20 protein-coding genes and 1 pseudogene are annotated in these 25,116 nt (G+C 42.5%); 11 read left to right on the forward strand and 10 right to left on the reverse strand.

What is annotated here, in order from left to right:
• The first annotated feature begins 142 nt into the window (after nucleotides 1-142).
• Together gyrB and rpoD are read left to right on the forward strand one after the other, a co-directional pair.
• On the forward strand, nucleotides 143-2,080 hold the full coding sequence (gene gyrB, locus FD723_RS26105; protein ID WP_179067967.1) for a DNA topoisomerase (ATP-hydrolyzing) subunit B: 1,938 nt from the start codon (nucleotides 143-145) through the stop codon (nucleotides 2,078-2,080).
• A gap of 1,858 nt (nucleotides 2,081-3,938) precedes the next feature.
• Nucleotides 3,939-5,108 (forward strand): RNA polymerase sigma factor RpoD, encoded by a 1,170-nt coding sequence (gene rpoD / locus FD723_RS26110; protein WP_069073375.1) that lies wholly within the window; start codon nucleotides 3,939-3,941, stop codon nucleotides 5,106-5,108.
• A 134-nt stretch (nucleotides 5,109-5,242) separates the two neighbouring features.
• On the opposite strand, the gene FD723_RS26115 is transcribed toward rpoD, so the two are convergent.
• From FD723_RS26115 to gyrA, 3 genes are all read right to left on the reverse strand, one after another.
• Complete coding sequence (locus FD723_RS26115) at nucleotides 5,243-5,428, reverse strand: chlorophyll a/b-binding protein (RefSeq protein ID WP_179067968.1); 186 nt, start codon at nucleotides 5,426-5,428, stop codon at nucleotides 5,243-5,245.
• A 306-nt stretch (nucleotides 5,429-5,734) separates the two neighbouring features.
• Entirely contained in the window at nucleotides 5,735-6,196 is a 462-nt protein-coding gene (locus FD723_RS26120; RefSeq protein ID WP_179067969.1) for a GNAT family N-acetyltransferase, read from the reverse strand.
• A 9-nt stretch (nucleotides 6,197-6,205) separates the two neighbouring features.
• On the reverse strand, nucleotides 6,206-8,713 hold the full coding sequence (gene gyrA / locus FD723_RS26125; protein ID WP_179067970.1) for a DNA gyrase subunit A: 2,508 nt from the start codon (nucleotides 8,711-8,713) through the stop codon (nucleotides 6,206-6,208).
• A gap of 282 nt (nucleotides 8,714-8,995) precedes the next feature.
• Here gyrA and FD723_RS26130 point away from each other — a divergent pair, with 282 nt between their 5' ends.
• The gene (locus FD723_RS26130) at nucleotides 8,996-9,394 is read left to right on the forward strand and encodes a response regulator (RefSeq protein WP_179067971.1); all 399 of its coding nucleotides are present in this window, start codon (nucleotides 8,996-8,998) and stop codon (nucleotides 9,392-9,394) included.
• Between the two features lie 183 nt (nucleotides 9,395-9,577).
• Here FD723_RS26130 and FD723_RS26135 read toward each other — a convergent pair whose 3' ends face one another.
• Nucleotides 9,578-10,471, reverse strand: coding sequence for a tetratricopeptide repeat protein (locus FD723_RS26135; RefSeq protein ID WP_179067972.1), 894 nt, complete (start codon nucleotides 10,469-10,471; stop codon nucleotides 9,578-9,580).
• Nucleotides 10,472-11,171: 700 nt separating this feature from the next.
• Nucleotides 11,172-11,225, reverse strand: a complete 54-nt coding sequence (locus FD723_RS44210; RefSeq protein WP_372743823.1) for a hypothetical protein — start codon at nucleotides 11,223-11,225, stop codon at nucleotides 11,172-11,174.
• Between the two features lie 328 nt (nucleotides 11,226-11,553).
• Here FD723_RS44210 and FD723_RS26145 point away from each other — a divergent pair, with 328 nt between their 5' ends.
• From FD723_RS26145 to FD723_RS26160, 4 genes are all read left to right on the forward strand, one after another.
• Entirely contained in the window at nucleotides 11,554-13,128 is a 1,575-nt protein-coding gene (locus FD723_RS26145; RefSeq protein ID WP_179067974.1) for an efflux RND transporter periplasmic adaptor subunit, read from the forward strand.
• 148 nt (nucleotides 13,129-13,276) lie between these two features.
• The gene (locus FD723_RS26150) at nucleotides 13,277-14,557 is read left to right on the forward strand and encodes an ABC transporter permease (RefSeq protein ID WP_179067975.1); all 1,281 of its coding nucleotides are present in this window, start codon (nucleotides 13,277-13,279) and stop codon (nucleotides 14,555-14,557) included.
• Between the two features lie 86 nt (nucleotides 14,558-14,643).
• A complete protein-coding gene (locus tag FD723_RS26155; RefSeq protein ID WP_306296992.1) occupies nucleotides 14,644-15,315 on the forward strand; it encodes an ABC transporter ATP-binding protein in 672 nt (223 codons plus the stop codon).
• 116 nt (nucleotides 15,316-15,431) lie between these two features.
• The gene (locus FD723_RS26160; protein ID WP_179067976.1) at nucleotides 15,432-16,868 is read left to right on the forward strand and encodes a TolC family protein; all 1,437 of its coding nucleotides are present in this window, start codon (nucleotides 15,432-15,434) and stop codon (nucleotides 16,866-16,868) included.
• A 249-nt stretch (nucleotides 16,869-17,117) separates the two neighbouring features.
• Here FD723_RS26160 and FD723_RS26165 read toward each other — a convergent pair whose 3' ends face one another.
• Together FD723_RS26165 and FD723_RS26170 are read right to left on the reverse strand one after the other, a co-directional pair.
• Nucleotides 17,118-19,382, reverse strand: coding sequence for a cation:proton antiporter (locus tag FD723_RS26165; RefSeq protein WP_179067977.1), 2,265 nt, complete (start codon nucleotides 19,380-19,382; stop codon nucleotides 17,118-17,120).
• 254 nt (nucleotides 19,383-19,636) lie between these two features.
• Complete coding sequence (locus tag FD723_RS26170; RefSeq protein WP_179067978.1) at nucleotides 19,637-20,455, reverse strand: class I SAM-dependent methyltransferase; 819 nt, start codon at nucleotides 20,453-20,455, stop codon at nucleotides 19,637-19,639.
• A 6-nt stretch (nucleotides 20,456-20,461) separates the two neighbouring features.
• Here FD723_RS26170 and FD723_RS26175 point away from each other — a divergent pair, with 6 nt between their 5' ends.
• Together FD723_RS26175 and FD723_RS26180 are read left to right on the forward strand one after the other, a co-directional pair.
• Nucleotides 20,462-21,211 carry a class I SAM-dependent methyltransferase gene (locus tag FD723_RS26175; protein ID WP_179067979.1) on the forward strand — a complete coding sequence of 250 codons (750 nt, stop codon included), beginning with the start codon at nucleotides 20,462-20,464 and terminating at the stop codon, nucleotides 21,209-21,211.
• 72 nt (nucleotides 21,212-21,283) lie between these two features.
• Entirely contained in the window at nucleotides 21,284-21,964 is a 681-nt protein-coding gene (locus tag FD723_RS26180; RefSeq protein WP_179067980.1) for a Uma2 family endonuclease, read from the forward strand.
• 56 nt (nucleotides 21,965-22,020) lie between these two features.
• Here the strand turns inward: FD723_RS26180 and FD723_RS26185 are convergent, their stop codons facing one another.
• Both FD723_RS26185 and FD723_RS26190 read right to left on the reverse strand, forming a co-directional pair.
• A complete protein-coding gene (locus FD723_RS26185; protein ID WP_179067981.1) occupies nucleotides 22,021-22,317 on the reverse strand; it encodes a hypothetical protein in 297 nt (98 codons plus the stop codon).
• Between the two features lie 28 nt (nucleotides 22,318-22,345).
• Complete coding sequence (locus FD723_RS26190; protein WP_179067982.1) at nucleotides 22,346-22,813, reverse strand: VOC family protein; 468 nt, start codon at nucleotides 22,811-22,813, stop codon at nucleotides 22,346-22,348.
• A gap of 77 nt (nucleotides 22,814-22,890) precedes the next feature.
• Here FD723_RS26190 and FD723_RS26195 point away from each other — a divergent pair, with 77 nt between their 5' ends.
• On the forward strand, nucleotides 22,891-23,394 hold the full coding sequence (locus FD723_RS26195) for a DUF4385 domain-containing protein (protein WP_179067983.1): 504 nt from the start codon (nucleotides 22,891-22,893) through the stop codon (nucleotides 23,392-23,394).
• A 124-nt stretch (nucleotides 23,395-23,518) separates the two neighbouring features.
• Here the strand turns inward: FD723_RS26195 and FD723_RS26200 are convergent, their stop codons facing one another.
• Nucleotides 23,519-24,118, reverse strand: coding sequence for a DUF1802 family protein (locus FD723_RS26200; protein ID WP_179067984.1), 600 nt, complete (start codon nucleotides 24,116-24,118; stop codon nucleotides 23,519-23,521).
• Nucleotides 24,119-24,197: 79 nt separating this feature from the next.
• On the opposite strand from FD723_RS26200, the pseudogene FD723_RS26205 reads away from it, so the two are divergent.
• Nucleotides 24,198-24,745 (forward strand): annotated as a pseudogene (locus FD723_RS26205) (aldo/keto reductase).
• Nucleotides 24,746-25,116: the final 371 nt, after the last annotated feature.

A 25,116-nucleotide genomic window follows, 5' to 3' on the forward strand; every position in this document is an offset into this window, starting at 1 on the left:
CTAATGGGACTCCAACCCCTGTATAAACTTCTCTTGAAAATGCCCTACAGACGCCAACAAGGCTTTTGTGTTAGAATTTTGGAGTGTTTTTACTTTTATTTGCCTTTTGGCGAGTTCAACCCCACACATCAGGAGAGTTTACATGACGAGCAGTTACAGTGCCGATCAGATTCAAGTTCTGGAAGGTCTGGAAGCCGTCCGCAAAAGACCAGGAATGTACATCGGTACTACCGGCCCGCGAGGACTCCACCATTTAGTTTACGAGGTGGTGGACAATTCGGTTGATGAGGCTTTGGCGGGTTATTGCACTCATATAGAGGTAGATATTAACGCTGATGGTTCCGTTACTGTAACAGATGATGGTCGCGGTATTCCCATCGATACTCACTCGCGAACCGGGAAATCGGCTTTGGAAACCGTGATGACGGTACTGCACGCCGGTGGTAAGTTTGGCGGCGGTGGCTACAAAGTTTCTGGAGGATTGCACGGGGTTGGTATTTCTGTTGTTAATGCCCTATCTGAGGTTGTAGAAGTTACAGTTTGGCGAGATAAAAAAGTTCATGTCCAGCGCTATGAACGGGGCGTACCAGTTACCGAACTACAAGTCAAGCCTTACAAAGAAGCTAGAAGCGGAACTTCTGTTACTTTTAAACCAGATACCCAAATATTCACTACTAGTATTGAGTTTGATTACATCACTTTATCAGGTCGCCTACGGGAATTAGCATATCTGAATGCAGGTGTCAAAATTACCTTTACTGACCACCGTCTGGAATTAATAAAAAGTGATACACCCAAGGTAGAATCCTACGAGTACAAGGGTGGCATTAAAGAGTACATTGCGTACATGAACCGCGAGAAGCAACCACTGCATGAAGAAATTATTTATGTGCAAGGGGAACGGAACAACGTACAAGTGGAAGTTTCATTGCAATGGTGTACTGATGCTTACACGGATAATGTACTAGGTTTTGCTAACAATATTCGCACCGTGGATGGTGGTACGCACTTAGAAGGCTTAAAAGCAGTTCTAACTCGGACATTAAATGCGATCGCTCGCAAGCGCAATAAAATTAAAGAGAATGAAACAAACCTCAGTGGCGAACACGTCCGCGAAGGTTTGACAGCCGTAATTTCTGTTAAAGTCCCAGATCCAGAATTTGAAGGACAAACCAAAACCAAACTCGGTAACACTGAAGTTCGGGGCATTGTTGATTCTTTGGTAGGAGAAGTCCTCACAGAATATCTAGAATTTCATCCAGCCATAGCAGACTCAATTTTAGATAAAGCTATCCAAGCCTTCAAAGCCGCAGAAGCAGCGCGTCATGCACGGGAGTTAGTTCGGCGCAAATCGGTGCTAGAATCTTCGCCATTACCTGGTAAATTGGCTGATTGTAGTTCTCGTGACCCTAGCGAATCGGAAATATTCATCGTGGAAGGGGATTCAGCAGGTGGAAGTGCCAAACAAGGACGCGATCGCCGCACTCAAGCAATCTTGCCTCTACGTGGTAAGATTCTTAACATTGAAAAAACCGACGACGCGAAAATCTATAAAAATAACGAAGTTCAATCGTTAATTACAGCACTTGGTTTAGGTGTTAAAGGTGATGAATTCGATTCCACTCAACTACGCTATCACCGGATAGTCATCATGACTGACGCTGACGTAGATGGAGCGCACATTCGGACTTTGCTGTTAACATTCTTCTATCGATATCAACGGGCACTCATCGAACAAGGCTTTATTTATATTGCTTGTCCCCCATTGTTTAAAGTAGAACGGGGACGTAATCATGAGTATTGCTATAGCGATCGCGAAAAAAATCAAGCGATCGCCAAATTTCCTGCTAACGCCAACTACACCATCCAACGCTTCAAAGGTTTGGGTGAAATGATGCCACAACAACTCTGGGACACCACCATGAACCCAGAAACTCGTAAAATGAAGCAAGTCGAAATTGAGGATGCCGCCGAAGCCGATCGCATCTTCACAATTTTAATGGGCGATCGGGTCGCACCCAGACGAGAATTCATCGAAACCTATGGTTCTAAGCTCAACTTCACCGATCTAGATATCTAATACCAGCATTCCTAAGTCATTCTTCAAAAACAAGATCCCCGACTTCTTTGAGAAGTCGGGGATCTGTCGCAATACTTGTCGGGTTTTGGGGAAAAGGGGAAGGTGGGGCCCCTCTGGGGATAAGGGGTGGGGGAAAGGGGAAAGAAAAAACCTTTAACCTTTAACCTTTAACCTTTTCCCAAAACCAAATTCTGAGTTAAAAATGCACAAAGCGAGCAGTATTGGGATCTCTCGCATTGAAGTAAGCTGTTGTTGCCTTTAATTTGCACTAATATTTTTCCAATATGATTGTGGGGTGGGCATCTTGTTTGCCCGCCCAGTTCATCGGGCAAACAAGATGCCCACCCTACAAGAGTTAATTGAATATTTTTTATTTGGAAGTCCCTAACTTTAAACTAGACGCTAACAATTAATTAAAAAAATTTAGGTTGAGTTGTCACACAATCAGTAGTATTTTAACACTACATAACTACAAAAATTCTAAATCCCTGTTAGACAGATACACATAATTTACATATTGTCAATTTTTCCAAAAAATTAATGTTTGAGTGCTAGCAAAATTACCAACTTCGTTAGAAGGCAGAGTCTAGACAATACTCTTTGCTCTGACTCACTGATTAATTTCGCCTAAACTAGAAACACGTTTGTTATAACCTCAGAAAATAACTGAATATCGTCTATCAAACCGCAATTAATAAGTATTTTGAGGATTTCTCATCATAAGATGACAGAAACCCACCGAAATAAAAGTATTTAAATTTACAATTAAGTTACGTAAAAAAGCTTTGTAACTAAAATCATCAAGTAATCTTCTGGGTTCTGTGTGATGGCTGGTGGAAGTACACACCAGAAGTCTGAAAACTTGTTAATATCTTCATGTAGAGTCGTGGCGATCGCGATTGTATCGTATGTATCTAATGTACTTTTGCCTAAGATAGGACTATATTGGCGAATTCGCAGGACAAAATGTTTTTGAATTGATTAAAATATCCTTGTATACAATAAGAAGAGTTTGTCAACTTTCATAGGGCTGAAATCGCCACAGTGCGCTAACGTGTGAATAAGGCCGAATTAGTGAAACCTAAATTGATCTCCGATCTGGTCGATTCTGTCACCGCCTCAACTCCTCAGTTAAGGTAGTTAGTACGCAGAAGGTTAACTGCTTTCAGGCAAGCACCACCACCGTTGTTGTATTTACCCAAGGTCAAGACCCACTTGAGTCTAAGGGATGCGTAATTTATGAAGGAAATGTAAAAATGGGTAGGTTAAGATTAATAGTCTGAGTTAACATAAAATGCACTCTTCCTCAGTAATTAATGTTGTGTAAAATACATGAAATTCGGCAAAAGCAAACGTACTTACTTCGTAATGTCATAAGAACGTCACTGCAATTCCGAAAAGTGGAAAAAAAATTTCAGGGTATTAATCCCGTTTTTAATGTCTTTTTGGTGAAAGTGGCTAAAAGTTGCTTAATGAATTCATGATTAATACACAAAAAGAGTGCAATTTCTGTGAAACAGGCTACAATCGGAAGAGTCTTTATAGGAAAATCTGCCAACAGTCTGAACACATTTGTATAGAGTGGCAAATTTTTTGAAAAAGGCAAGTCTTTATTTGACCAGCTAGTTGAAAGCAATATGTGATGGCAACACATATAATATTTACGAAAGTGAGCAAGTCACCTTTAGTAATTGCTGAAACTAAAGTAAAAACCCCTCCTACCAAAGGAGTAAAACGTCCGAAAATATATCTGGCAAATCTGCCAAAAAGCTTATTTTCGGTTGACAATTGGCTCGTTTAAAAGAGCAGTAAACACATCTTGAGTAATTGATTCTGCAAGGAGCATGAGGAACGCGGCATGAACCAGGCTAACAACGTACTCGAAAGCATATATCAGCCTGACCTAGAAATAATAAATCAGCCTGAGCTCGAGTTAGAAGAACTCTTAATAGACGATGAAGAGGACTTGCTGATCATCGATGAAGGTGACGAGGAATTTTTAGAGCCTCAGTCTGATGAGGACGACGCAAAGTCTGGAAAAGCCGCTAAATCGCGTCGTCGGACACAAAGCAAGAAAAAGCATTACACAGAAGATTCAATTCGGCTTTACTTGCAAGAAATTGGTAGAATTCGGCTGTTGCGGGCAGACGAAGAAATTGAATTGGCGCGGAAAATCGCTGATTTGCTGGAATTAGAGAGAGTCCGCGAAAGACTCTGCGAACAATTAGATCGCGATCCTCGAGATAGTGAATGGGCAGAAGCAGTACAACTGCCACTACCAGCCTTTCGTTATCGCCTCCATGTTGGTCGTCGGGCGAAAGACAAGATGGTGCAATCTAACCTCCGTCTTGTAGTTTCAATTGCTAAGAAATACATGAATCGTGGTTTGTCGTTCCAGGACTTAATTCAGGAAGGCAGTCTCGGTTTGATTCGTGCCGCTGAAAAGTTTGACCACGAAAAAGGTTATAAGTTCTCCACTTATGCAACATGGTGGATTCGTCAAGCAATTACCCGTGCGATCGCAGACCAATCCCGCACCATTCGTCTTCCAGTTCACCTTTACGAAACCATTTCTCGAATTAAGAAAACTACCAAGTTACTATCTCAAGAGATGGGTCGCAAACCCACTGAAGAAGAAATCGCCACTCGGATGGAAATGACCATTGAGAAGCTGCGGTTCATTGCAAAATCTGCTCAGTTACCAATTTCACTAGAAACGCCTATTGGTAAAGAAGAAGATTCTCGATTGGGCGATTTTATTGAATCCGATGGTGAGACACCAGAAGACCAAGTTTCCAAAAATCTTCTGCGCGAAGACCTTGAAAAAGTCCTCGACAGTCTCAGCCCCCGCGAACGCGATGTTCTCAGATTGCGTTACGGCTTGGATGATGGTCGGATGAAAACTCTTGAGGAAATCGGCCAGATTTTCAACGTCACCCGCGAACGGATTCGTCAAATTGAGGCGAAAGCACTCCGCAAGTTACGCCATCCAAATCGCAACAGCGTTCTCAAGGAATATATTCGGTAGTAATTAGTCATTGGTCATTAGTAAATAAACAAAGGACAAATGACAACTGACTAATGACAGACAAAAAATAAAAACCTGGTAGTGAATTAGCACTCCAGGTTTTTTTATTTATAGGTCATCTTAGATATTAAAACTTACAGGATGCCCCAAAAATGTAGGAAGCCTTGACCAGAAAAAACTTCAACCAAAATGGCTGCTGAAAAGCCAATCATTGCCAAGCGACCGTTCCAAATTTCTGCTTGTGGGGTAAAGCCCCAACGCCAAGCGTTGCGATCTTCAATTATAGGAGTGGTGACTTTTGTTGTGCTTGCATTTGTCATGGTTAGGACTCCAAACTTAATTTTTAAGGTTTATTGCCTTATGTAAACTAATATAACAAATACTTTTAGAAAAGCAACATTTTTTATACTTTTGTTTCCATACCTTGACATCAATAGAAATAGCTATTTATACAAATTAAAACATCTGCCTCCAGTGAGATTTACTGAGGTAGAAGAGATGTTATTCAAACTTTTACAGCGATTATCTCTAATTTTGTTGAAATTATTATCAAGTAATTTATTTATATAGCTGATTTATAAAGACTTTGTTGTTTTAAGATAAAAATCTATTGATAATTTAAGTCATTACCAGATAATTTCCATTTCTTTTGAAGTTGAGACAAAACCAAGCTTCTCATAGATACGTTTACCATCCTCAGTGGTGTGAAGCCAGAGGCGTTTTGCCTCAGTTGCTCTCACAAAGCTGATAATTTCCTTTAACAATGCTGTAGCAATTCCTTGTCCGCGCCACATCGGAATTGTATAAACGTTCATAACGTAGGCTTCTAAGCCAGAGAAATTTTCGTTGTAGGGGGGTCGTTGAAAAAATACCAAGCCGCTAGTGGCAACAATTTGACTATCAACTTCAGCTACCCAAGCTAAAAACTCACCCAACGGCATTTTTTCACCAAGATATTTTCGAGTTGCTTCTGCTAAGTTTGTGGTGTCCGAGTCACTTTTAATATCGCCAGCCTCCCGCAGGAGTTCGAGACGCAGCTGGATTAGCGCCTCTAAATCCTGCAAGTTGGCTTGTCGGAAGTTGAACATCACCCTAATTTACGATCGCACTTCAGCGACAGTAATAATTTTTTCATCGCGGCTGAGTTGGAGGATGCTTTCACCTTTGACATCTCTACCTAAGAGCGGCACTGTTTCCACAGGTATTCGCACGACCCGCTCCTTATTCGTTACTAAAGCCACTTCGCCAGATGCGTTGGCGTAGCCCGCCGAAGGCATCGCCATCACCATACCAGCTAAGTTGTCAGTTTTGCTAGCAAATTTCAGTGCTTGCGTGCCTAAATCACCGCGATTAGCCGCTCGTAACTGACTCGCAGCCATCCGCTTTGCATACCCTTCTTGAGTAACTAGAAGCAGTTGATCATCTTTACCGACAGTCACACAGCCAACCATTTGCTGATTTTTCAATAAGCGAAATGCTTGTAAACCCATCGCTGTGCGTCCCATGATCGGCAATTGTTCATCATTGACTGCAAACCGTAACATTCGCCCACCGGAACTAGCTAAAATCAGATGCGCCCCTGGAGCTGTGAACTGGGTAAATGATAATTCATCATCATCTTTGAGCTTCAAAATCGTGATGCCGCGCCGAGTCAGGTTAGTAAATTCTTCCAGAGACAGACGCTTAATTCTTCCCTGTTTTGTTAAGAGAATCATCTGTCTAGTTTCGAGATTTTCTGGCAACAAAAAGCGGCTGACTACAGCTTCTTGAGCGCCTTGAGCAGTACTACTGAGCATCGTAATCAAAGGTTTTCCCCGTGGAGAACGCCCAGTAGTTGGGGGAATTTCTCCCACATTCACCGGATAGACTTTACCGCCACCAGTTAGTATTAGCAAGTCTTTCCCGGTGTCGGTCAACACAGTTTGGATAATGAAGTCATTATCGTGCAGACCATTTTCAGTTTTTGACTTTCTCCCAGATGGTTGAGTGCGGCGAACATAACCCCGTTGGGTAAATTCTAAAACCGCTTCCTCTGCTGGTTCAGAAGATTTAAGTTCCTCTTCCTCCTCTGCTCTAGACTTCTGCTCCTCTACCCTAGACTTTTGTTCCTCTCCAATTTTCGTCCGCCGGGGATCGTTGTACTTGCGCTTGAGCGATCGCAAATCTTTTTTCAGTGCCTTCAATAATTCGTGGCGATCGTTGAGTAATTGCTCCAACAAACTAATTTGTCCACTGATCTGCTCAAATTCTTGCTGCAAATTTTGCTGTTCTAAACTAGTGAGGCGGCGCAACGGCATAGCGAGAATTGCATCTCCTTGTACCTCACTCAAATCTAGTTGGCTACAAAGATTAATTTTTGCCGTACTGCCATCGGGAGCTTGGCGCAAAATTTGAATTACCTCATCCAAATTAGATAGCGCTTTCAGCAAACCTTCTACTAAATGCACGCGACTTTGAGCCTTACCCAACTCGTAATTGTAGCGACGGTTCAGCGTCTCTTCTCGGAATTTCAAAAATTCCTGCAACAGTTGGCGCAAACTTAACTGGCGGGGTTGTCCATCCACTATTGCGAGGAGAATCGCCCCAAAAGTCATCTGTAAAGAAGTTTGGTGATATAAATGCTGGAGAATTTCTTGGGGATTGGTATCGCGTTTGAGTTCAATTACCACCCGCATCCCTTCGCGATCGCTTTCATCCCGCAGATCGGAAATTCCTTGCAAACGTCCTTGATTTACTAAGTCCGCTACCTTCTCAATCCAGGCAGCCTTATTCACTTGATAAGGCAATTCTGTAATGATAATTGCCGTCCGTCGCTTACTTCCCCTGCTGGCTGGAATTTCTTCCAGAGTTGCGACTCCCCGCAGTAGAATTCCACCTTTACCTGTGGTGTATGCTTCCCTAATTCCCGCTTCACCGATTATTTCTCCACCAGTGGGAAAATCTGGCCCTGGAATTAGCTCAAATAATTTTTCATCTGGTAAATCTGGGTTGTCGATTAAGGCAATTAACCCATCGACAACTTCGCCCAAATTGTGTGGTGGTACATTGGTTGCCATGCCTACGGCAATACCAGAACAGCCATTAAGCAACAGAAACGGCAACTGAGCAGGTAACACCGTTGGTTCTTGCTGGGAATTATCGAAGTTCCCGACAAATTCCACAGTTTCTTCCCCAATTTCTGTCAGCATTCCCTCATGGCTGATGGGTGCGAGGCGCGTTTCTGTGTAGCGCATCGCCGCTGGCGGGTCATTATCGACACTGCCAAAGTTACCGTGTCCTGCTAGTAAAGGATAGCGGCTAGAAAAATCCTGCACCAGCCTAACTAAAGCATCGTAAACTGATTGGTCGCCGTGGGGATGGTATTTACCCAACACATCACCCACTACACGGGCACATTTTCGATAGGGTCTATCTGGTACTAAACCGAGTTCGTGCATTGCATACAAAATGCGGCGATGCACTGGTTTTAAGCCATCACGCACGTCTGGTAGCGCTCGCCCGACAATCACGCTCATGGCATATTCTAGATAAGACCGCTGCATCTCGGTATGCAGGGCTGTTGGAATTACCTGTCCCGTTGAGAGAAGGTTTAACTGTTTTGCCATGAGTTTTTTCCCTGAAATTTAACTACACAAAAGCCGATGGAACTCAACACTGCGGCAACCACAGCATAACGGATGAAATAGGATTCATAACAAAATTTTGATAGTCACAGAAAAAAAGCAGTAGTATCATCCTTGATGACGAGGATGCAATTGACTATTAAAAAGGATGCACACGAGTATAATCTACATAAACTTAGTAGCCATGATACTTACAATGATTGCATTTGTTAATTTTGAATTCTGGAATTCTTGAATCTCCTCACCTCTATAACTAAAATTCTCATGAAAACTGTTTTAATTGTCGAAGACGATCTAATTAATGCTCGTGTTTTTTCCAAAATTTTGTCCAAGCGTGGTGGCTTGGGTGTAAAACACACTGAAAATGTTGAAGAAGTCATAAAAATTGCCCAATCAGGGGAAGCCGACCTGATTTTGATGGATGTTTCTCTATCCAGAAGTGTTTATCAAGGTAAGTCTGTCGATGGAATCAAGATTACACAGATGTTAAAATCCGATCCAAAAACAGCAAACTTACCTGTGATTTTGGTGACGGCACATGCTATGGAAGGCGATCGCGAGAACTTTCTCAAGCAAAGCGGTGCTGATGGCTACATTTCTAAGCCAGTTGTTGACCATCAACAGTTTGTTGACCAAATCATCGCACTTTTACCCATAGACTAACACTGAGAATTAACGACTTATTTCAGGAATACTCGCCCGCCAATGTTTTTGGGCGACTAGTTCCTGTATTTGTTAGTATATATGTACTACGAAAAGGTACTATTATGCAAGAGGGGAATGGAGAGTGGGGAATGGGGAGAATGAAAAATTACTTCTTTCCCATCTACTCCCTACTCCCCACTCCTATTGAGTAGGCTGTTTTTTAGGCGTAGGCGCTGATGATGAGTTTTCTCGTTGCTGTATGGCTGCTTGAATACGGGGTAATTCTAGGAATTTTTTCGTATCAGACAGGAGGCGATCGCCCCAAAGATTTTCTTTGAGGAAATTCAAATTAGCATAGCGCGAATCGATACGGAGTGCAGCTTCTCCCAAGGTTAGCCCTTGTTGATGATCGCCTTTAGTATAGAGTGCCACTGCCAAGGCTAATAGAGGTTCTGCGGCTTGTTTATCAAGGGTTACAGCCGATTGCCATCGCTTAATCGCTTCGGGGATGTTACCCTGCTCGTAGTTGATTAAGCCAATATTGTTAAGCGCTGGCCAGAATTTTTTATCATGGGATACTGCTTTATCGTACTGGGCGATCGCATCTGGTAATCGACCCAGCAAATAGTAAGCATTACCCAAATCAAATAAACCCTCTGGATCGTTGGGTTTTAACTTCAAACCATCTTGGTAATTGACAACAGCAGCCTGGTAATTTTTCTGTTGAAAATTAGCTGAACCCAAAGCAAACAAAATATCACCATTTTTGGGGTTGATAGATTGCGCTTTTTTTAGACTAGCGATCGCCCCGTCAAACTCTTTAGTTTGCAGTTGCAATCCACCTAACAGCAACCATACCTTATCATTGCCAGGAGCCAGCTGACTAGCCAGCCGCGCTCGTGGCAAAGCTAAGTCAACCTGTTGAAACTGAGCTAGTTGAGCTGCCTCTTGTGCCAAGCTCAACCCCTGCTTCTCTAACTTTGTCGCATCTAGTTGCAGTGTGTGGGGTATTAATGCCTGCGCGTTAGCGGCTTTTGGCATACTCCACAAACTACAGATCATTAGAAAAGAAATCAAACGTACATGTTTAGGCACACTACCGCCTTTAAGCCACTAATCAAAGAATCTTTCAGCTAGCTTAAACGATCTGCGCTGTTGACGGTAGCAAAATCTCACCAATCTTGGGGAAAGGGAGACGGTAAGAGGCAAAGGAGCAAGGGAGCAGAGGGAGCAGAGGAAGAAAATATTACCTTATTATTTCCCTCATTCCCCCAGTCCCCAATCCCCATTAGAAAAACTTATGACTTTGGTCATACATCAGTCTGGGCTTACTAATGACTTTGGTCATACATAGATTCAGAATTTTTGAGTGATAATCGGTATGTATGAATTTATACGGATAAGTAAATATTAGACATCTTGATGCCAAAACAAAACCAACTGTTTAAATTACTGAATCCGAACCTAAGCAAAATAGAACTTTAATGCAAATAAGGAGTTAATTTCATGTTGAAAGCCAACCGTTTATCGATAGTCTTAGCTGCTACTGCCTTGATCGTTGTTCCTACTCTCTTAACTGCGCCTGCAAATGCCCAGACGAAAGTCCAGGTTATTGCTCAAAGGGATCAAGATCGCGATCGCGATGACAGACCCAATTCTAGAGAAGTTAGAACACCAGTAGACAGACGCAATTTGAACCGCGACGGTAGACCCAATTCTGGAGAAGTCAGAAACTCTAGAGACAGGGATAATTGGAACCGCGACGGCAGACCTTATCCCGTACAAGTCAGAAACCCTAGAGAGCGGGATAATTGGAACCGTGATCATCGTGACAACCGTGACAACCAATTCAATAGCAGAGTCGTCAGACTTGGGAATGGAGACATCAGATACCCCAATGGGCAAATTATTCCTTCTAGATCCATAGTCAGACTGCGTAATCAAGGTTACTTCCGACTTCCCAACGGCGATATTCTTCTTCCCAATCAAGAAATTGTTCCTGCTGGAAGATTAGTGAGAGTACGTGATGATTACTTCAGACTTCCTGATGGATTAGTATTGCAAATAAACCTTTAAAACACTAAAAACCCAAAATCATTGTCAGTATAGCGCTACCAGGCTATAGTTTTAGCCGTGAATAACTAGCTCGGTAGCTGTTCTTTATAGACAAAGTGGACATGAAAATTGATACACCAAATACCGTAGATTCCTCAGCATTAGTTCCAGAGGTAAAGAAAAAAAAGGGCAGACGTAATTGGCTTTCTTGGCTAATAGCTCTTTGCCTTGTGGGTGGAATTGGCTATGCCGTTTATTACCAAGTAACGGTTGTTCCCCGTCAAGAAGCTAGACGCCGGGTACTGACAAAGCCTGTAGAAAGGCAAAGTTTAACAATCACAGTTTCAGCGAACGGAACAATCAAACCTGAGCGGTCAATTAACCTCAGTCCGAAAAATTCCGGTATCTTGAAAAGCCTACTGGCGAAAGAAGGAGATATTGTCAAACAAGGACAGATTGTCGCCTACATGGATGATTCCAACCTGCGGGGGCAACTCACCTCTGCTCAAGGACAATTGGCACAAGCCGAGGCGAATTTGCAAAAAGCGATCGCTGGTAATCGTCCTCAAGATATTGCTCAAGCACAAGGAGTATTAGACGAAGCCGAGGCGAATCTGCAAAAGGTACAAACAGGCAATCGCTCTCAAGATATTGGCCAGGCACAGGCACGCTTGCAAAGCGCTCAAGCCGCTCTTCGCCAAGCAGAAGATAATTTTATTCGGAATCAACAACTTTATAATGCAGGCGGTATTTCCCTTCAGACTCTTAACCAAAATCGTTCTAATCGTGACAGTGCCCAAGCGAATGTAAATGAAGCACAGCAAGCACTGGCTCTGCAAAAAGCCGGGTCACGTCCAGAAGATATTGAGCAAGCAAAAGCTGTAGTGAAGCAGAGACAGCAAGCTTTAGCACTGATTAAAGCCGGAACGCGCCAAGAAGATATTAACGCAGCCCGTGCCCAGGTAACATCGGCTCGTGGATCGCTGCAAAACATCCAAGCCGAAATCAACGATACGGTGATTCGCGCGCCCTTTGATGGTGTGGTGACAAAGAAATATGCCGATCCAGGTGCTTTCGTGACACCCACAACTGCTAGTAGTGAAGTCGCTTCTTCTTCTTCTTCTTCAATCTTGTCTCTAGCTTCAACCAATGAAGTTGTCGCCAATTTAGCGGAAACAAATATTTCCAAAATCAGCCTTGGTCAAAAAGTCTCGATTAAAGCAGATGCCTACCCAGGAAAAACCTTTGAAGGTAAAGTGAGCCAAATTGCTGCCCAAGCAATAGTAGAGCAAAACGTTACCAGCTTTGAAGTGAGAGTATCACTTTCAGACCCTCAAAGACTACTACGGTCTGGGATGAATGCAGAAGTAGATTTTCAAGTCGGTCAAGTTGCAAATGTTCTAGTAGTACCAACGGCCTCTGTGGTGCGCCAAGAAAATGCCACAGGCGTTTTTGTAGCAGGAAAGAATAACAGACCTGTGTTTACTCCCATTGAGACTGGTGTCACTGCGAATAACTTTACCGAAGTTAAGTCTGGATTGACAGGAGATGAAAGAGTATTACTCAGTTTCCCACCAGGATCGCGTCCGCAATCAACACCAAGAGGAGGAGTTTTCCCTGGTCTAGGTGGAGGCGGTGGCGGTGGTGGCAGAGGAGCAGGTGGCAGCGGAGGTCGTGCCGGCGGTGGTTCCCCTTAAAGTTAGTTTTAACAATAAAGAATTCAGGAGTCAGGGGTCAGAATTCAGTATGAATTCGAGTTTGACTAGCGGATAAATATGTGTGTTTAATTCCTCCACTAATTGATTCTGAATTCTGAATTCTGCATTCTTCTTTAAATAAAACCTTATGTTTAAGATATTTAAGGGCTTTTCCAAAGCTAAAAATACTCGCACAGTACCGTTTCTGGAAATCTTGACAATGGCGGCAGAGACTTTGTGGAGTAATAAATTACGCACAAGTCTAACTATGTTGGGCGTGATTATTGGGATTTCTTCAGTTATTGCCATTACTTCTGTCGGTCAAGGGGTACAAAAGGGGGTTGAGCAACAGATACAAGCATTGGGTACAGATGTCATCCAAATCTTGGCGGGTGCGGCTAGAAGTGGGAATGTCCGTCAAGGAGTCGGTTCTAGCAGTACCTTGACTTGGGAAGATGCTAAAGCGATCGCTACACAAGCACCATCAGCACAGATGGTTTCTGCTTATCTCCAACGCAGCGCCCAAGTTGTCTATGCTGGACAGAACACCTCAACAACCATTTATGGCACAGATTTAAACTACCCAGAAGTCAGAAATACTCACCCCCAACAAGGGAGATATTTTACTCAAGAAGAACTAGATACTGCCGCACAGTTTGCCATTCTTGGCCCCACAGTTCAAAAAACACTCTTTGACCAGGGAGCCAATGTCATCGGTGAAAGAATTCGGATTCAGGGAGAGGCTTATGAAGTAATTGGGATAATGGAACCTAAAGGTTCTCAGGGGCCGATGGATCGAGATGACCAGATTTTCATCCCTCTAACTACTATGTCAAAAAGACTGGTTGGGAACAATGCCCTGGTAGGCGTTTCTGTAAATGGAATTTTAGTCAAAGGCGCTAATCAGGAACAGTTAGAAGCCGCTCAATTTCAAGTTACCAATCTCTTACGGCTGCGTCATAACATTTATCCGCCACAAGCTGATGATTTTCGGCTGACTAATCAAGCTGATATTGTTAGTACCTTCACTAGTGTTGTGGGTTTGTTTACAGTCATGGTGGTAGCGATCGCTGGAATTTCTCTGGTGGTTGGTGGCATTGGTATTGCTAACATTATGCTAGTTTCCGTAGTTGAGCGGACACGAGAAATCGGGATTCGCAAAGCCGTAGGAGCAACTAATTCAGCTATTCTCAATCAATTTTTAGCCGAAGCGATCGTGATTTCCATTGTTGGCGGATGCATTGGTATGACAGTTGGTATTTTATTAGCCTTTATAGCTTCAAGCATTTTCAAATTTCCGTTTATAATTTCTTTCTTGTCGATCATTGCTGGCTTTGGACTCTCGTTAACCGTTGGCTTAATTGCTGGTGTGATTCCAGCACGGAATGCCTCTAAATTAGATCCAATCACCGCTTTAAGAAGCGACTGAATAATTCGTAATTCGTAATTCGTAATTACAAACCCTCCACTCCAAATTATAAACTCCTAACTCATAACCCATAACTTTTAACCCTTATGCCAACAATGATTTGGATGGAATCTATTACTAAAACTTACCACTTGGGAGAAGTTAGTGTTCCAATACTGAAGGGAATTCAACTCTCTATTGAAGAAGGGGAATACGTCTCGATTATGGGTGCGTCAGGTTCCGGTAAGTCCACGCTCATGAATATTTTGGGATGTCTAGATCGTCCCACGACTGGAGATTATATTTTTGAAGGCAGAAACCTGACGACTTTTGATGATGATGAATTAGCCTATATCCGCAACCAAAGAATTGGTTTTGTGTTCCAACAATTTAACCTATTGGCGCGGGCGACAGCATTGGAAAACGTGATGTTACCAATGGTTTACGCTAACTTGCCCAAGCCAAAACGCCGAGAAAGGGCATTAGAAGCCTTAGAAAAGGTAGGATTAGGGGGACGTATAAGTAACCGTCCTAGTCAACTATCTGGCGGACAACAACAACGGGTAGCGATCGCTCGTGCTTTGGTCAACCGGCCTGCATTAGTTTTGGCAGATGAGCCAACAGGAGCTTTAGATACTGAAACTTCCCATGAGGTAATGAGCTTGTTGACTGAACTTAATGACCAGGGAATCACCATTGTGATTGTCACTCATGAGCCAGATATTGCTGCTCAAACCAGAAGGATTATCCGAGTTCAGGATGGTTTGATTGTCGGCTAATTTGTTAATATCAACCATTTGAGGGGAGATTTACAATTTAAAATTATGTAGGTTAATCAGAATAAAAACTTTGATTTTATCCTCAAAGAAACCCAATTAATGACTACATCTAGATTATGAATTTCAGCTTGTTTTTCGTGCATTCTACCTGGATTAGTGTCGCGTTTGCTGTAGCCTTGCCGTCAAGTATCGCTATTCTTTTTCCAGCTTTAGCCAGTGCTGCAACTCCCCCCAAACCGCAGAATTCCTCAAGTTCTGTACAGGCTCCTGATTACCTCAACCCTAATCCCAATCCTCTCCAATTTCCTACCAAACCTGAAGAAGTAAAGATTCAGGGAACTGTGCCAATCACTTTGACACAAGCTTTGGAACTAGCACAACGCAACAATCGAGACTTACAGGTAGCCATATTACAGCTAGAACGCAGTCGTTCATCTCTACGCGAGTCTCAAGCTGCCTTATTTCCTACTCTGGGAATCAATGGTAGTCTAACCAACAGTGGTAATGGTTTTGTTAGCAATTCATCTCAACCCAGCACTTCTTTCAATGGTTCAGCACAACTGAACTATAATGCTTATACTTCCGGCAATCGAGAGGCAACCATCCGAGCAGCTGAAGAACAACTACGTGTGGATGAATTGAATGTTGAAAGTCAGTCTCTCACAATTAGGTTGAATGCCACCACTCAATACTACGATTTGCAACAAGCCGATGAAGAAGTAAGAATTAATCGGTCTGCTGTGGAAAATGCCCAGGCTAGTTTGCGGGATACTCAAGCTCGACTAAGTGCTGGAGTAGGTACGCAATTTGATGTGCTGCAAGCTCAAGTGAATTTAGCAAATACCCAACAACTTCTGACTAATGCTATCTCAAAACAGCGCATTGCCCGTCGTCAGATTGCCACTCTGTTAAGTTTGTCGCAGTCAGTTGATATCACTGCCGCCGATCCCGTAGAATTATCGAGTCTTTGGCCGGAGACAGTAGAACAAAGTATTGTCCAAGCATTTCAAAATCGTCCAGAATTACAACAGTTTTTAGCACAACGTAATATTTATGAGCAACAGCGACGACAGGCACTTTCACAGCTAGGGCCACAAATTAGTTTGGCTGGCAGCTACAACGTGTTAGATCGGTATAACGATGGCGTCAGCATTACTGATGGGTATTCCGCAGCAATTCAAGGAAATCTAAGTTTGTTTGATGGGGGTGTAGCAAGAGCGCGTGCGGCTCAATCGAAAGCTAATATTGCGATCGCAGAGACTCAATTTGCTAACCAACGCGACCAAATTCGCTTTGATGTAGAACAGTACTACTCTAAATTGCAATCCAATTTAGATAATGTGCAGACTTCTAGTGTGGCTTTAAATCAAGCCAGAGAAGCTCTGAATTTAGCAAGGCTGAGGTTTCAAGCTGGTGTAGGCACTCAAACAGAGGTGATCTCTGCTGAAAATGACCTGACAAGAGCAGAAGGTAATCGAGTCACGGCTATTTTGGATTACAATCGCGCTTTAGCTAATTTGCAAAAATCAGTCACTTCCAGAGCTTCGCGTTAAGGTCACGTCGCTTCTCTACGAGACGCTGCGCGAACGCTCAAAATTCAAAATTCAAAATTAATGATCCTCATAAAGAAATTTAGGGGCTTGTATCATGAGTCGTTTTCGGTCAAATCATTAGACATCTGGTGAAAGTAAATATGCGTTATCCAGAAACTTTGTTTTGACGTAGCACTGCTAAGTCAAAACAATTCTTTTTTACGCCTTGAAGCAACTGGGTTTATACTCAGAACTCAGCACTCAGTACTCTTATGGCACTGTAATAACTGCTACAGGGCAATGGGCTTTACTCAAAATTGCATCCACTCTATGACCGAAGAAAACGCGACCTGTAACCATACGGATGCTACTTCCGAGAATAATTAGGTCAACTTCTTGGGTTTGGGCAAACTTGAGGATTTCTCTTTCAGGACTGGTTCCTTGAAGAATGTAAGTTTTGACATCAGCACCCAGATTACGGCCAATTGCGGCTTGCTGTTCGAGCAGATCGTGGGCAATTTCCTTGACTGGATTTAGCGATCGCTGTTCATAAAGAATATACTCAACCTGTGGTAAATTAATCACGTTAACAATCATCACTAATGCCCCGGTTTGAGCTGCGATCGTGCTTGCCATCTCTACGGCATTTTTGCTATATTCTGTCCCCACCGTTGGCACGAGAATTTTTTTCAGCTGTTGTTGAGGGATTTTGCATATCTCGCCTTTGGGTTGGGGTAAGTGCGACTTCACCACCATCGTTGCACAAGGCGCTTCTTGTACAACCCGGTCAACAAGCAAATTAAATAATGCTTTCTGGGGGCGGATCTGTTCAGAAGCTCCCAATACAATTAAGTCATAATTTTTGTTGGCTTCATTCAGAATTACTTCCGCTTTATTACGCCCAGACTCCGTTTTTGTTTGCAGGGTGGTATCAGTCGGGAGTTGCATTTCTTCAGTAACAGAAGCTAGAGCTTGCTCGGCGGCAGTATCTTTAACCTGGGTTGCCTCCGTCCGGCGGGCTTTGTTTTGAGGTTGCTTATCACTCAGGGCATATAGAGAGGTAACTTCTATCGAGTTTTGGTGAGCCATGTAACCGACTAATTGCGCCGCCAATTGGATGTTAGGACCACCACTAGTAGGTATTAAGACACGCTGAATCTGTTTGATAAAGCTGCGGCTATCTTGCTCTTCTTGTTCCAAACGTCGAGCTTCCTCTTCACTCATAACTACTTTTGACAAAGACCAGCGCAAAAGGGGCGGAGCCATTAAGGAAGTGACGATCGCTACCATAACAATAATCGAGTACATTTGGGGATTCAGCACTCCCAAAGATAAACCAATGGTAGCAACGACAATTTCCATCGCCCCGCGAGCATTCATCCCCGAACCCATCGCTAAACCTTCCCAGTGACTCAAGCCGCCGACGCGAGAACCAATGTAAGCACCTGTAAATTTACCAACACAGGCGACAGCGAGAACAATTAAGCCAAATATCAACGTTTGGGGGACTAACAAGGTTAGCAAGTTAACTTTTAAACCAGCTGAAGCAAAGAAAATTGGCGCTAAAAAAGCTGCTGTGAAGACTTCTAGCATGTGTCCGGCTTCATTACTAAAACGGCGGGATTGACCTGCTAGAATCCCCAGTACGAAAGCACCTAATGCTGCCTCTAAACCTAATGCGTGGGTAAGTGCTGCGGCTGAGAGTGAAAGAATCAGCACAACCGAGATACTAGCAGCAATGCCACCAACGTAGTCATCAACCCAGCGCAAAATCTGATCTACAATAGTACGCCCGATTGTGAAGGCGATCGCCAGAAACAATATCGCCGCGCTCACGGAATGAAAAATTGTCCCAAAGTCAAATTTGCCGCTACTAGCTAGACCTGAAACCACAGAAAGTAAAATCCAGCCGATGGTGTCGTCAGTCATCCCCGCAGCTAAGGTGACTTGACCAATATCACGACGAATCAGGTTTAAGTCCATCAATACCTTTGCAATCACTGGTACTGCTGAAATACTCATTGCTGTGGCGATAAACAGACTAAATACCAATCGCTTTTCTGGGTCGGCTAAAAAACTATTTGGTAACAGCCAGCCCAGTCCAAATCCGGTGATAAAGGGGACAATAATTCCGCCCAGCGAGATAAGTAGAGCCGTTTTACCTTTACGAAGAATCAGCTTGAGATCCGTTTCCAACCCAGTTACAATCAGCAAAAATAACACACCTAACCAAGAAATCACCGAAAGTAAATTAGATTGTTCTTGACTTTTGGGAAAGATTTGTGCTTGTAAATCTGGAAGGAGCAAGCCAAATAGAGAAGGGCCAAGTAACACACCCGCCAGTAATTCTCCAACAACAGGCGGTAGGTTAATCCGGCGCATCAACTCACCTAATCCCCGCGCTACCAGAAGCAACAGTGACAGTTGTACTAGCACCAACAGCAACTCATGATGACCGAGAGGTTTAATTACACCGTCACCTACTACTTTCTGTGCAGCGAGTACAGGTACTAATATCAGGGACAGGTTTTGCATAATGTCCAAAGGTTGATTTAAAGGGGCTGTTTAAGTAAATCCTGAAAATGTTTACTTCCACATCGGCCTATGAGATTAAAGTGTCATTGCCCTTAGATATCTGGTAAAAATGATGTAGGTATAATTTTATGAATTGTGCTTACTAATGATTTCGGACAACCCATAATTGATTTCTGGAGATGGGTATGTATTAATGGCAAGATGATTGTGTGCGATCGCCCGAAGTTGTCATGAGTAAAGTTTTGGTCATCAACTTATTTTCTGGCGCGAACAAAGAGCTTTGTAGTGTCTTCCCAAATCCCTTGCTCGGTTGCTAGTTTCTCAATTTCAGCTTGGTACTCAACTTGCAACTGATTTAATTGTTCTTCTGATAGTGTTGACAACAGGGGATTACCTTTAAAATTTATATTAATTGCTGTCCAAGATAACCTGTTATTCTTAAGAGGTCGATAACGTCCTGATGGCTCAATCCTAATTTCTATATCTCGAAAACCTGCCTGATTGAGTAAATTGCGGCATTTTTCTGGAGTCCCAAGTGGTTCAAGAATATGTGGTAGTGATACACCCAAAACTCTAGCGCAGAGACTCTGTTGAAGAGATGCCATATAAGCAGTTTCGGGAGGACAGGTAAATGCTACAAACCCTCCGCTTTTTAAGAAGCGATGCCACTTTTGCAAAATCGCAAGGATATCAGGAAAAAGTACAATTGCCTCACAGCAAAAGACAACATCAAAACTACTATCACTAAAGTTGAAATATTCGGCATCTGCCTCAATCAATTCAATATTTTGTAATTTTGCTGCGGCAATCTTTTGTCTTGCTTGATGTAACATTCCAGGGGTCATATCAATTCCAATCACGTAGCCCTCTGAACCAACTTTTTCAGCTGCGGGTATCGCAACTAAACCCGTTCCAGTCGCCACATCAAGGATTTTCTGTCCCGAATGTAGTGGAACAAATTCAAGTAAAATTTTGGCTTCTAGAGGATGGCGAGTACCTTCCTCATGGTCATAAGTTGTTCTACTACCATAGAATTCTCTTAGTTGCTGTTTATAGCTATCTAGATCAGTCATAACCAAATGTTAAATTTTCTCCACTTTATCGTAACTCTTGCTGTGATATTAAGTTGCTGGCTGCTGAATCCAACCCTTACAGCACAAGCCGCGACTTCATCCACCACTGTTTACGAGCAACGGATAATCCACAGTCCAGATGGTATCGGTAAATATTACATGGGGCGCGAAATCGCCAAAGTGATGGGATACACCGGCGCTGGCTGGCTAGAACGTCCCAGCCGAGAGGGAGAGGAACAGCCAAGTAAAGTAGTTAACGCCCTCAATCTGAAATCTAATGATGTAGTGGCCGATATTGGCGCTGGAACAGGTTACTTAAGCTTTCGCATCACGCCGTTATTAACAACAGGTAAGGTGTTGGCTGTAGATGTTCAGCCAGAAATGTTAGAAATCATTGATTTGTTCAAAAAAGAAAAAAATATCACCAATGTTGAGCCTGTTTTAGCAACTCTTAACGACCCCAATTTACCATCTGAAAGTATTGATTTGGCGTTGATGGTAGATGCTTACCATGAACTTGAGTATCCCCAAGAAGTGATGCAAGGAATTGTGAAAGCACTTAAACCAAGTGGTCGAGTGGTTTTGGTTGAGTATCGGGGTGAAAATCCCTTTATTATGATTAAAGGTCTGCACAAAATGACTCAAAAGCAAGTCCGTAAAGAAATGCAAGCTGTTGGTTTAGTTTGGCGGGAAACTAAAAACTTGTTACCTCAACAGCATTTAATGGTGTTTGAGAAACCCAATACTAATTCGTAATTCGTAATTCGTAATTCGTAATTAAGGTGTCAAGCCATAATCAAGTAAAACTTCTTGCTATCCAGGAAAATCATGGTCAACCTATCATTCAAGCAGCGAATTCCTCATTTAGAAAATGGCGATCGCCTCACTCGCTACGAATTTGAACGACGCTATCAAGCAATGCCCCGTCATCAAAAGGCAGAATTAATTGAAGGAGTTGTATACTTGGCATCCCCGTTACGCTTTGAAAGTCATGCTGAACCACATGGTCATGTAATTGGTTGGTTGTGGACTTACCAAATTGCCACTCCTGGTGTGAGATTGGGAATTGAGCCAACAGTCCGCTTAGATCGATACAATGAACCGCAACCAGATGGAGTGCTATTAATTACACCAACATCTCAAGGCCAATCTCGTTTGAGTGATGATGATTACATCGAAGGTGCGCCAGAACTCGTAATAGAGATAGCAGCTAGCAGTGTTGCTATTGATTTACATGATAAGAAAAAAGTCTATGGTCGTAATGGGGTAAAAGAATATATTGTTTGGCAAATATTTGAAAATAAATTAGATTGGTTTCGCCTACAACAAGGAGAATATGTATCCTTAGAAGTGGACACAGATGGAATTATCAAAAGTCAAGTATTTCCTGGTTTGTGCTTGTCAATGTCTGATTTACTTGCTGGCAATATACCGCAAGTATTGGCTGTGTTGCAGTTGGGCTTAAATTCGCCAGAACATCAAATATTTGTGCAGCAGTTGTCTAGTTAGAATTCAGGAGTCAGAATAGCTAAACAATCAGGAAAACATTTGATGAATATCTGGCATCAGTCTATTTTTTGAGGAATGAGACTGGCGCTTTTGGTTGCACTATCCCAAACAATCCAGCTAAGAGAATTATCTAAATCATCAGGGCTATTTGAAACTTTAAAATAGAGCTTTTCTTCACGTTTTCTTTCAATAGCAAAGTCGGCATTTTGAGCATAAACAATTATAAAACCTTTCTCTCGCAAACAATACATCGCCCAAGCTTTCAATGATTGCTTGTATGGTTCGTGTGGAATTGGCGGTTTTACGATCGCGTCTTCAATTACTTGAAATATTTGCGTGAGGTTTGCGGTCATAGTAGATACTTTTGTGATTATCCCTAAGTTAACTAGCTTCTGGATCGCAACGAATTTCAATCATAAAGCCATCTGGATCGTAAAAATACACTCCTTTACCAGTGGGACGAGTGACTGGGCCGTGTGCGATCGCTATTTTATTTTCTCTGATTACTGTCACCGCGCGATCGAATAACTGCGGATCGATGTCAAAAGCCAGATGGTAGGCTCTCGTGAAGGTCTTTTCTGGGTCTGGGTTTGGTGGTGTTAAGTCGGGTTCCCCAAATAAATCCAGAATTGTACCATCTGGGGTGATGAAGTTGGCTACTTTCCCAGATGCGACAAGTTCCACGAGAGTTGTAGGTACTTCGTCGCCTGTGAGTTCGTGCAAACCCAGGATTGTGCCATAAAAGTAGCGGGAAGCCTGCATATCCTGGACGTTGAGGGCAATATGATGTACTTTACGCAGATTTCCTGGCGCAAGGACATTGTTCGCGGATTGGGTGCTAGATAGCATAGTAGAACAAAATCTCTTTACTAAGATAGAAGTTGAACTTTTTTCTTAAAGCTTACTATTTTTAATAAAAATCTATCATGGCTTTTGATTATTCTTTAGACTTTAAAGTTATTGATTTTCGCCAACATCCTGAACTCTATCGTGTTGGCAAGGGTGAGCAGGGTGTACTTTTGGTAGAGCCATACAAATCAGAAATTCTTCCCTACTGGCGGTTCAAAACTCCTGAGATTGCTAGAGAGTCAAGTGAAAAAATTTATGAGATGTTTCTTGATTATTTAGATAAAGATGATTTTGTTGGTGCGGATATGGCACGGAAGTTTATCCAAATGGGTTATACTCGCTCTCGCCGTTATGCTAATCATAAAAGTGGCAGGAAATATAAACAAAATTCCGAAACTTCAGATGCCAAAAAAGAAATTCTTCCTTATAAAGTAGACCCCGTGAAAGCGGAATCAGCAGCAATATTTAAAGCTAAGTGGTTACAAGCAAAGACAAATGAGAAATATCAAGAGCTTTTAGCCAAACATAAGCAGATGTATGACAATATCTCACCTTTGCAAATAAATATACCTGGCGATTAGAAATCGCGTCTCGAAAACTGTTGGGGTTTAAATCCCCGCCTGAAATGTCTTCAATTTTGAATTTTGAATTGTTAAATACCCGACTTACTCAAAAAGTCAGGTATCTGGACAGCAACTTGGGTTATTAGAACGATGGAGCGTACAATTTATCGCCGACAATCTCGCGAATTGTCTCTACTAGTTGGCTGTATGCAAAGTTAGATAAAACTGGTTTTGCTGTTTGCAAGTGAATTGATCGATCTAAATCAATCCATGACTTACAGCCAGCGTACTTAGCGTAATAGGGAATTTCTTGCTCTTGGGGTAGTTTATAAGTCCGCAGGAGGAGAATATAAAGGGGTTGACGTGGTTTCCATTTGAGGCGATCGCTAATAAAATGCTCGTTCCAAATATAGAAAGGAAGCAAGGTGTTGACAATAGACTCGTCACTTACTGGCAAAATATCAGTAATTTCAGCCCAACTGCCGATGCGAACTGTTTCAGGATGCCAGCCTGATGTTACCGGATAGACACTATCGGCATACTCAGCTTTCAGCATGAAAGCTTGTTGATGTTCATAAGTGGGGTAAAGCAAAATTTGCTTGTGGGCAACTTGGAAATGTCCATTTCGTTCATGGATACCGCCTTTGCGGAGCAACATAATTGTTTTGCCACTTTCTAAAGCATTTATGGCAACTGCCCATTCTTTGAGGGCATGAAAAGTTGTAGTCAATTCCATCAGCATCTACTGTAACTCTGATTTAATTTGAAGCTAAGACCGATAAAGTATGAACCTATCCAAGGGAATGAATTAGGAAGCAGTTATGGAAAAGCGCTCGCTAGGTACAACTGAAGTCAAAATCACACCCATCTAATGGGAACTTGGCAAGCTGGTAAAAGAATGTGGGTAGGAATGCTGACTCGATTAAAAGCATCCGAGTCGCTTATGAAGCTGAGATCACAACAATAGATACTGCTGAAGTCTATGTTGAAGGAGACTCTGAGCTAATTGTCGCTGAAGCTTTATTCTGATGTGCGAACTCATGTGGAATATGCCACGAAAGTTTTTGCTAACCATCTAAAATATGAACAAGTGATTGAAGCTTGCGATCGCTCCCTAAGCAAACAAGCCCTAGAAAAACTGCGTCCTATAGCCCTTCTTCATAATTGTACCTTTGCTCAGTTAGCTTTGGACTGGTTAATTGCTCAACCACAAACAAATGCGTAGAAGTACAGCGCCTTGTCGCTAGACATCGCTGGGGCAGGTCATCCTGAACAACAACGCCTTAGCCGCCCAAATCAAGCTTTCTGTCGCCGAATTGGCAGAAATTGATACCATCTTGATAACAGTCAAATTATGTGGAATTGGTGACAATACAGATTGCTGAGTCATGCCGATCTCTCCAATATCTCTTTAACTTTCTTAGAAAGAAGGCTAGGGATCAAATCTATAGCTTTAGATTGCAAAATCTAACAAAACATCAACTTTAGTAAACCAATGGTTGCAACTCACGAACTAAGTGATAAATTAATTTAGTAGGACACCAAATGAAATAAAACCAAACAAAAAAGGTCAATGACTTAGTGTCCCCTTGTCATAAGACCAAGCAAACTTCAGCATATCAAATATTATGAAAGTGGCAAAAAGCCTAATTGTAGAAGGCAAAGCCAAATCCTAAAGCGGAAAAACGCAGGAATGCTGAGTTTGTTAGTTATTCAGTCCACCTTAGTTATTAACCTTCA

The organism is Nostoc sp. C052, assembly GCF_013393905.1.
Classification (GTDB): Bacteria; Cyanobacteriota; Cyanobacteriia; order Cyanobacteriales; family Nostocaceae; genus Nostoc.

Excerpts from the sequence above, each read along its gene's own strand:
- gyrB (WP_179067967.1), top strand. The coding sequence starts at position 143 with ATGACGAGCAGTTACAGTGCCGATCAGATTCAAGTTCTGGAAGGTCTG.
- rpoD (WP_069073375.1), top strand. The coding sequence starts at position 3,939 with ATGAACCAGGCTAACAACGTACTCGAAAGCATATATCAGCCTGACCTA.
- FD723_RS26115 (WP_179067968.1), bottom strand. The coding sequence starts at position 5,428 with ATGACAAATGCAAGCACAACAAAAGTCACCACTCCTATAATTGAAGAT.
- FD723_RS26120 (WP_179067969.1), bottom strand. The coding sequence starts at position 6,196 with ATGTTCAACTTCCGACAAGCCAACTTGCAGGATTTAGAGGCGCTAATC.
- gyrA (WP_179067970.1), bottom strand. The coding sequence starts at position 8,713 with ATGGCAAAACAGTTAAACCTTCTCTCAACGGGACAGGTAATTCCAACA.
- FD723_RS26130 (WP_179067971.1), top strand. The coding sequence starts at position 8,996 with ATGAAAACTGTTTTAATTGTCGAAGACGATCTAATTAATGCTCGTGTT.
- FD723_RS26145 (WP_179067974.1), top strand. The coding sequence starts at position 11,554 with ATGAAAATTGATACACCAAATACCGTAGATTCCTCAGCATTAGTTCCA.
- FD723_RS26150 (WP_179067975.1), top strand. The coding sequence starts at position 13,277 with ATGTTTAAGATATTTAAGGGCTTTTCCAAAGCTAAAAATACTCGCACA.
- FD723_RS26155 (WP_306296992.1), top strand. The coding sequence starts at position 14,644 with ATGCCAACAATGATTTGGATGGAATCTATTACTAAAACTTACCACTTG.
- FD723_RS26160 (WP_179067976.1), top strand. The coding sequence starts at position 15,432 with ATGAATTTCAGCTTGTTTTTCGTGCATTCTACCTGGATTAGTGTCGCG.
- FD723_RS26165 (WP_179067977.1), bottom strand. The coding sequence starts at position 19,382 with ATGCAAAACCTGTCCCTGATATTAGTACCTGTACTCGCTGCACAGAAA.
- FD723_RS26170 (WP_179067978.1), bottom strand. The coding sequence starts at position 20,455 with ATGACTGATCTAGATAGCTATAAACAGCAACTAAGAGAATTCTATGGT.
- FD723_RS26175 (WP_179067979.1), top strand. The coding sequence starts at position 20,462 with ATGTTAAATTTTCTCCACTTTATCGTAACTCTTGCTGTGATATTAAGT.
- FD723_RS26180 (WP_179067980.1), top strand. The coding sequence starts at position 21,284 with ATGGTCAACCTATCATTCAAGCAGCGAATTCCTCATTTAGAAAATGGC.
- FD723_RS26185 (WP_179067981.1), bottom strand. The coding sequence starts at position 22,317 with ATGACCGCAAACCTCACGCAAATATTTCAAGTAATTGAAGACGCGATC.
- FD723_RS26190 (WP_179067982.1), bottom strand. The coding sequence starts at position 22,813 with ATGCTATCTAGCACCCAATCCGCGAACAATGTCCTTGCGCCAGGAAAT.
- FD723_RS26195 (WP_179067983.1), top strand. The coding sequence starts at position 22,891 with ATGGCTTTTGATTATTCTTTAGACTTTAAAGTTATTGATTTTCGCCAA.
- FD723_RS26200 (WP_179067984.1), bottom strand. The coding sequence starts at position 24,118 with ATGCTGATGGAATTGACTACAACTTTTCATGCCCTCAAAGAATGGGCA.